This is a genomic window from Micromonospora globosa (assembly GCF_000717585.1).
GTDB classification, from domain to species: Bacteria; Actinomycetota; Actinomycetes; order Mycobacteriales; family Micromonosporaceae; genus Micromonospora; species Micromonospora aurantiaca.
Window position 1 is genome coordinate 1 of the sequence record NZ_JNZR01000068.1, and the last position, 5,525, is coordinate 5,525.

The window sequence follows — 5,525 nt, forward strand, 5'->3', positions numbered from 1 at the left end:
GACCCCGCCGCCCACCACCCCGCCAGCCGGCGCCAAGCAGATGGAGGACCTCGACCGGGGCCTGATCAGCGTCCGCTCCGGCAGCGGGAACCTGGTCTCCTGGCGGCTGCTCGGCACCGAGACGACGGGGGTCTCGTTCAACCTCTACCGGGGTGGCACCAAGGTCAACGGCAGTCCGATCACCGGCGCCACCACGTACCTGGACAGCGGCGCGGCGGCCGGATCGGCGTACACCGTGCGGGCCGTGGTGAACGGCGCCGAGCAGGCGGCGTCCGCCCCGGCGCTCCAGTTCGCCAACGGTTACCTGGACGTGCCGATCCAGCCGCCGCCCGGCGGCACCACCCCGTCCGGGGAGGGGTACAGCTACGCGGCGAACGACGCGAGCGTCGGTGACCTCGACGGCGACGGCCGCTACGAGTTCGTGCTCAAGTGGGATCCGTCGAACGCCAAGGACAACTCGCAGTCCGGCTACACCGGCAACGTCTACGTCGACGCGTACACGCTCACCGGCACCCGGCTGTGGCGCATCGACCTCGGCCGTAACATCCGCGCCGGCGCCCACTACACCCAGTTCCAGGTGTACGACTACGACGGCGACGGGGACGCCGAGGTGGCCGTGAAGACCGCCGACGGCACCCGCTCCGGCACCGGCCAGGTGATCGGCAACGGCTCGGCCGACCACCGCAACTCCAGCGGCTACGTGCTCGCCGGACCGGAGTACCTGACCATGTTCGACGGCCGCACCGGCGCGGCGCTGTCCACTGTCGACTACGACCCGCCGCGCGGCACCGTCTCGTCCTGGGGCGACTCGTACGGCAACCGGGTCGACCGGTTCCTCGCCGGCACCGCGTACCTGGACGGGCAGCGCCCCTCGCTGATCATGGCGCGCGGCTACTACACCAGGGCCGTCGTCGCGGCCTGGGACTTCCGCGACGGCACGCTGCGCAAGCGCTGGACGTTCGACTCGAACGCCTCCGGCAACGGCGCCGCCGCCGGCCAGGGCAACCACCAGCTCTCCGTGGCCGACGTGGACAACGACGGCCGCCAGGAGATCGTGTACGGCGCCGCCACCATCGACGACAACGGCCGGCTGCTGTACTCCACCGGCAACGGCCACGGCGACGCCCTGCACGTCGGCGACCTCGACCCCTCCCGCGCGGGCCTGGAGGTGTTCAAGGTCGACGAGGACGGCAGCAAGCCCAGCTCCTGGATGGCCGACGCGCGTACCGGGCAGATCATCTGGCAGACGGCGCCGAGCGGCGACAACGGCCGCGGCGTCTCCGGCGACGTCTGGGCGGGCAGCCCGGGTGCCGAGTCCTGGTCGTCGGCTGTCGACGGGCTGCTGAACACCCGGGGCCAGAACGTCGGGCGCAAACCGTCGTCGGCGAACTTCCTGATCTGGTGGGACGGCGACCCGGTCCGGGAACTGCTCGACGCCACGAAGATCGACAAGTACGGCACCGGCGGCGACACCCGGCTGCTCACCGGCAGCGGCGTCGCCTCGAACAACGGCACCAAGTCCACCCCGGCGCTCTCCGCGGACCTGCTCGGCGACTGGCGCGAGGAGGTCGTCTGGCGCACCTCCGACAGCACCGCGCTACGGATCTACAGCACGCCTGTGACCACCGGGCTGCGCCTGCCGACACTGATGCACGACCCGCAGTACCGGGTGGCGGTGGCCTGGCAGAACACCGCCTACAACCAGCCGCCGCACCCCGGCTACTTCCTGGGCGACGGCATGAGCACCCCGCCCGCGCCGAACATCTACCTGCGCTGAAACGGCAGGCACCGGGTCGCCGGCCGCGGAATCCGCTCCGCCGGCGACCCGGTGCACCACACCGCAGCATTCCCGACCCGTCCCGACCGGGAATGCCGTACCACCACCGGGGACAAAGTTATGCGTCCCACGCGACGGTGCGGTGACGTCGCTATGAAGAGCGTGTTTCAGCCCTCCCGGCGCAGCCCGCCCGCCACCTTCTCGGCGATCAGCTCGAACGAGCGGACCCGGTCCGCCACGTCGTACACCATCGTGGTGAGCATCAGCTCGTCCGCGCCGGTGCGCTCCAGCAACTCACCGAGCTGCCGGGCCACCGTCTCCGGCGAACCGGTCGCCTGGCCGTCGCGGCGCTGGGCGACGAACTCCCGCTCGAACTCCGAGTACGGGTACGCCGCCGCCTCCTCCGGCGTGACGAGCGGCTCCGGCCGCCCCGACCGCAGCTTCAGGAACGACAGCCCGGACGGCCCGGCCAGCCACTCGGCCCGCTCGTCGGTCTCCGCGCAGACCGCGTTGACAGCCACCATCGCGTACGGCCGGTCCAGCCACTGCGACGGCCGGAAGTTCTGCCGGTAGAGCTGCAACGCCGGGATCGTGTTCTGCGAGCTGAAGTGGTGCGCGAACGAGAACGGCAGCCCGAGCAGACCGGCCAGCTGCGCGCTGAACCCGCTGGACCCGAGCAGCCACACCTGCGGCGACTGGCCGCGGCCCGGCGTCGCGGTGATCGGGCCCGGCTCGGCGCCGGAGAAGTAGTTCATCAGGTCGGCCAGCTCGCGCGGGAAGTGCTCCGCGGACAGGCCCTCCATGGTGCGGCGCAGCGCCAGCGCGGTCACCTGGTCGGTGCCCGGCGCCCGGCCGATGCCCAGGTCGATCCGGCCCGGGTGCAGCGCCTCCAGCGTGCCGAACTGCTCGGCCACCACCAGCGGCGCGTGGTTGGGCAGCATCACCCCGCCCGAGCCGAGCCGGATCGTGCTGGTGTTCGCCGCCAGGTGCGCGAGCAGCACCGCCGGGGCGGAACTCGCGATGGCGGGCATGTTGTGGTGCTCGGCCACCCAGAACCGGCGGTAGCCCAGCTCCTCGGTGCGGCGGGCCAGCTCCGTGGTGTACCGCAGCGCCTCACCGGCGTTGCCGGTCGCCGCCACCGGGGCAAGATCAAGAACAGACATGGGTACGTCGATCACAGGCAGGTGCAACCCGTGACGTGCCGGAATTGTTCCGCCGGGTGCGTTACCCCATACCGCGGGCCTGCTCGAAGATCAGGCTGGTCTGCGTGTGCTGCACCGCCGGATCGACAGCCAGATGATCCAGGACGAAGTCCCGCAGCGCGTCGCCGGAGGCGGCGCGCACGTGCAGCACGTAGTCCTCAGCGCCCGCCACGTGGAACACCGACACCACGCCGGGCAGCCGTACCGACCGGGCGCGGAACGCGTCAACAGCGGCCCGCTCGTGCGCGGTCAGCCGCACCGACACCAGCGCCTGCAACGGCAGGCCCACCGCCGCCGGGTCCACCTCGGCGTGGAACCCGCGGATCGCCCCGCACTCGCGCAGCGCCCGGGTACGCGTCAGGCACGTCGACGGCGCCACCCCGACCCGCTCGGCCAGCGCGTTGTTCGGCAGTCGGCCGTCGGCCGCCAGCTCGCTGAGGATCGCGCGGTCGGTGTCGTCCAGGCCGGCGAACGGCCGTACATCATTCGGTGCGGCAGGCATGCGACCATCTTTCACCGAATCACAGCCGGGCGAAAGCGTGATTGCCAGAATCTTGTTCGCTGCTATTGCCTCTAGCCGTCGTCATGTTCGACGCTTCCGGCATGACTTCCGTGGACACCGCAGCCGTACACGCCGGGCGCGCCGACCTCGCCGGGCTCGGCGTCCACGTCCCGCCGATCGACCTGTCCACCACCAACCCGCTGCCCTCGGTGGCCGGCGGCGGTGACGACTACGAGACACTCGCCACCGGCGGCACCCTCCCGGCCGGCGGCAGCGCCGTCTACCAGCGCCTCTGGAACCCCACTGTGGCCCGGTTCGAGACCGCCCTCGCTGAGCTCGAAGGCACCGCCGAGGCCGTCGCGTTCGCCAGCGGCATGGCCGCGCTCACCGCCACCCTGCTCGCCGCCACCCGCGACGGCAAGCGTCACGTCGTCGCCGTCCGCCCCCTCTACGGCGGCACCGACCACGTCCTCGCCACCGGCCTGCTCGGCACCGCTGTCACCTGGGCCACCACCGCCGACGTGGCCGCCGCGATCCGCCCCGACACCGCCCTGGTCGTGGTCGAGACGCCTGCCAACCCCAGCCTCGACCTGGTCGACATCGCCGCGCTCGCCGACGCCGCCGGTGACGTCCCGCTGCTCGTCGACAACACCGTCGCCACCCCGGTGCTCCAGCAGCCCTCCCGCCACGGCGCCGCGCTCGTGCTGCACAGCGCCACCAAGAGCATCGGCGGCCACGGCGACGTCCTCGCCGGCGTCGTCGCCTGCGGACCCGAGTGGGCCGCCCGGCTGCGCCAGGTCCGCGCCGTCACCGGCGCCGTCCTGCACCCGCTCGGCGCCTATCTGCTGCACCGCGGCATCCAGACCCTCCCGCTGCGCGTCCGCGCCCAGCAGGCCGGCGCGGAGAAGCTCGCCGCCTGGCTCGCCGGGCACCCCGCCGTCGAGCGCGTCCACCACCCGTCGCTGCACGACCCGGCCGGACTGGTCGGCCGCCAGATGTCCGGCACCGGCAGCCTGCTCGCCTTCGAGGTACGCGGCGGCGCGCCCGCCGCGGCCGAGGTCGCCGGCGCCTGCGAGTTGATCACGCACGCCGTGTCGCTCGGCGGCGTCGACACGCTGATCCAGCACCCGGCCTCGCTCACCCACCGGCCGGTCGAGGGCGACGCCAAGCCGTGCGGCGGGCTACTGCGGGTTTCGGTCGGCCTGGAGGACCCGGAGGACCTGCGGGCGGACTTGACGAATGCCCTATTTGGAACGCACTGATCTGTGCAATGCCTGCACTAGTGGGCTGAGTGGATCGGAGGGCTCTTGGCGCGTCAGCTTCGCGCTTTTGCTAAGGGGTGTGGATAGCGGGTATTGGGGCACCGCACGCTGGGTCTTGATGGACGACTGGCGGAAGTCGCTACTAGGCTCGGTCATCGAATAGGGTGATCCTTCCATCTGCCGCCAGCCATAATCGACTAGATATCCAGGATCTTGATTGTCAGAACCTCCTCTGCTAGGCTCCTCTCCATGATCGCGCCGGACGTGGTGCGTCGGATCACGGGGAGGTTCAGTGTCCATTCCTCATTGGCGCCGCAGTCGGTCGGCTGTGCTGGCGGTGCAAATGGCATTGGTGCTAGCCGCTGCGGGTGGTGCTGTGGCGATTAGTGGGACGCCGGCTGCTGCGAGCTGCAGCCACGGCCACTCAGACAAGGATCCCGGGAGTGAGCAAGTCGTGGGTGCTGGTTCGACCGGGCTTGCCATGCGGACTGGGCCGCATACAAGCTGTGGATTGATCAAACGAGTTCCGAACTCGCACTGGGTCACCCTGGAGTGTTTCGACTACGGGGACTCTGTCAGCGGCATCACCTCGTGGAGTTACGTCAGGTACGGGAATGGGTCCGGCACCTGGAATGGCTGGGTTTCCGACGCCTATCTGAGTAATAGCGGAAGCAGCTTCCGTTGCTAGTACTCCAGCCGGGGATTGTGATCACGGCTCGGTGAGGGCTTGTCGGGTGTAGTGGCTGGTCATGGCTTGGGCTTGGTGGCGTCGTCGGCGGATG

Annotated in this window: 4 protein-coding genes; 2 read left to right on the top strand and 2 right to left on the bottom strand. The window is 70.8% G+C overall.

Annotation, left to right across the window (positions count from 1 at the left end; genetic code table 11):
- Positions 1 to 1,777 (top strand): rhamnogalacturonan lyase (locus IF06_RS0131535; RefSeq protein WP_030275418.1); only part of this gene is annotated, 1,777 nt, incomplete at its 5' end.
- 167 nt (positions 1,778 to 1,944) lie between these two features.
- Here IF06_RS0131535 and IF06_RS0131540 read toward each other — a convergent pair.
- Both IF06_RS0131540 and IF06_RS0131545 read right to left on the bottom strand, forming a co-directional pair.
- The gene (locus IF06_RS0131540; protein WP_174361724.1) at positions 1,945 to 2,940 is read right to left on the bottom strand and encodes an LLM class flavin-dependent oxidoreductase; all 996 of its coding nucleotides are present in this window, start codon (positions 2,938 to 2,940) and stop codon (positions 1,945 to 1,947) included.
- A 61-nt stretch (positions 2,941 to 3,001) separates the two neighbouring features.
- Positions 3,002 to 3,481, bottom strand: coding sequence for an Lrp/AsnC family transcriptional regulator (locus tag IF06_RS0131545; protein ID WP_013287525.1), 480 nt, complete (start codon positions 3,479 to 3,481; stop codon positions 3,002 to 3,004).
- 83 nt (positions 3,482 to 3,564) lie between these two features.
- On the opposite strand from IF06_RS0131545, the gene IF06_RS0131550 reads away from it, so the two are divergent.
- Complete coding sequence (locus IF06_RS0131550) at positions 3,565 to 4,743, top strand: trans-sulfuration enzyme family protein (protein ID WP_030275420.1); 1,179 nt, start codon at positions 3,565 to 3,567, stop codon at positions 4,741 to 4,743.
- The last annotated feature ends 782 nt before the right edge of the window (positions 4,744 to 5,525 follow it).

What these genes read in the sequence shown, in the direction of transcription:
- IF06_RS0131540 (WP_174361724.1), bottom strand. Translation starts at nt 2,940, where the DNA reads ATGTCTGTTCTTGATCTTGCCCCGGTGGCGGCGACCGGCAACGCCGGT.
- IF06_RS0131545 (WP_013287525.1), bottom strand. Translation starts at nt 3,481, where the DNA reads ATGCCTGCCGCACCGAATGATGTACGGCCGTTCGCCGGCCTGGACGAC.
- IF06_RS0131550 (WP_030275420.1), top strand. Translation starts at nt 3,565, where the DNA reads ATGTTCGACGCTTCCGGCATGACTTCCGTGGACACCGCAGCCGTACAC.